Source organism: Tannerella forsythia, from assembly GCF_001006485.1.
Taxonomy (GTDB): Bacteria; Bacteroidota; Bacteroidia; order Bacteroidales; family Tannerellaceae; genus Tannerella; species Tannerella forsythia.
In genome coordinates this window covers 1-2,193 of the sequence record NZ_JUET01000114.1, presented here as the reverse complement: position 1 = coordinate 2,193, position 2,193 = coordinate 1, and the positions used below count along the sequence as shown (strand labels likewise).

Sequence of the window (2,193 nt, the reverse complement as noted above, 5' to 3'; positions counted from 1 at the left end):
GGCTGACCGCTGTAACAGCTCCGCAGGGGCGCATTAATTCAGCCCAATGTGTAGCGAAGCGAAGCGTCGGGGGAAAAAGAATACCCACTCCTGCGGAGGGCTGTAAGCCTGATATAAAATGTTGATTCGTTTAATGGTCGAGATGTTTTGCTTAAACAAACTTGCGTGCTTTGCGTAACTTTCGCGTTCCTTGCGGTGATCTTACCGCCAAGTTCGCAAAGAACGACGCAAAGGACGCAAAAAATAGCTTAAATATTTACGTATTCTCAGAAATCGTTTATAACTTTGTAGTATCATCAAAAACGCAAGGCTATGGAAATAACAACCGATACTCCACCCGACAAGCCGATGCGCCTCGCAAACCGCACCGGAGGCGCAGCGTAAAAGAAATATCCGGAACGCGGAAACAAGTATAAACTTTAAAAAACAGAAAAACATGAAACAGCAAATCATTTTATGGATAAGTACCCTGCTTTTACTAACAGCAGGAGCGGGGTGCGATAAAGTGGGAAAGAATGTGTTGGACAATGACAATCACTTACAACAGCAAGGTCAACCCAATACGAATCAGCCGGAAGAAGAGCCGGTGATACCGACAGCATTGATCGGCTCATGGAAACTGGCAGGTTTTGTGCGCACGACAGACAATGCATTCGAGGAGATAGAATCAAAAGATTGTGCAAACTGTTATACCATTACGTTTCTGAAAGACGGAACATTTTCAGGATATACTTCGGCAAATGAGGTCAGAGGCAAATATAAGGTGGATGAGACGTTGTGTATTGTCAAATGGGAGGGGACATCCGCAAATGAACAACCTGAAGGGAAGAAATATGTGAGTGCTATGCATAACATTTCTCGTATCCATTTTATGGGCGATTTGTTAAAACTATATTACGACAACGGTCAGAACCAGCTGCTTTTTTATCGGAAGAAGAATGAGGCATTGCCGGTTATCCCTTCGGAGCTGATCGGTTCATGGAAGTTGGAAGGTTTTGGCGATACGGAAACCAACGCGTTTCGAGAAGCCGAACCAAAAGATTGTACGGTCTGCTATACGCTTATCTTCCTTCGGAATGGAATGTTGACAGGGGAAAGCTCTACAAATGAAATAGGTGGAGAGTATGAAATTAAGAGCAATCAGCTTCATTTTCCTCTTTTTGGGCTGAAAACATACATCAATGAATTATGGGACAGACCTGTTTTTTTAGAAACAATTCGAAAAGTCGATCGCTTCGAAATAGCCTCCCAAAAACTCAAGTTATATTATAACGGTGGCAAAAATTATTTACGGTTTAAAAAAGTAGTAGGAACAACAGACGATAGTATGGATAATGAGATAGAGATATTACTTGATGGAAAAAAAGCAGTTAAGGATAAAAAAATAAACGGATTGGTTCTTAAATTTTGCCTCCTTAATAAACAAGGAAAACCAGACACGCTTTTTAAAGAAGGAGACAATTTCACCTTTTATTTTTCATTGAAGAATATCACACAAAATGATATTTTTGTTTCAGCCGATTTTATAAACAATGATTTCTATCGGGTATATCAAAGTAACAATACCGATAGAGGTACGCCATGGACTGGGATATGGTGTGAATTCAGAAGAAAACCAACAGAAATAAAGATCGCACCTTTAACAACCAGAAAGTTAAGCTGCCCTTGGAAATTGACATATGACATTCGACCCGACTATCCTTTTTGTATGAGTGAGAGTAGAGAAACATTACCTAAAGGTGATTATTATACCATAATTCATACACGGATTAAGTATATGATTCATAAAAAGCAATTCACTGAAGATATTCATTTCAAAATCAATTTTAAAATCCGATAACATGAAAAAGATACTGTTTACAGCCATATTTCTGTCCGTATGTATATTAGGAACACACGGACAGGTAGAAACAACGTTCTTTCCGAACAGAGACGCTTTGCAACAAAACCGCCTGCTGAAAGAACACCGGGGAAGAACGAAAATAAAAACAATGCCCCTGCTCGACATACAAAAAATAGCATCTGCAAGACAACAGGAAAAGGACGACAATGTGCCGTTTCGTTTTGGAGAAGGATTCGACACCCATATCACCTTAGCCGACGGAGAATGGACAGATAGAGAAAGCGGAAGACTCTGGACAATGGCGATTGAATCGAAAGGGGCCTACTCCATTAATTTTGTATTCAACGATT

The 2,193-nt window shown here is 40.2% G+C and carries 2 protein-coding genes; both read left to right on the top strand.

The genetic code is table 11. From position 1 onward, the window contains the following. Positions 1-436: 436 nt before the first annotated feature. The gene (locus Tanf_RS10560) at positions 437-1,840 is read left to right on the top strand and encodes an META domain-containing protein (RefSeq protein WP_046825839.1); all 1,404 of its coding nucleotides are present in this window, start codon (positions 437-439) and stop codon (positions 1,838-1,840) included. Position 1,841: 1 nt separating this feature from the next. Then, on the top strand, positions 1,842-2,193 hold a 352-nt coding region (locus Tanf_RS10555; protein WP_046825838.1), incomplete at its 3' end, for a hypothetical protein.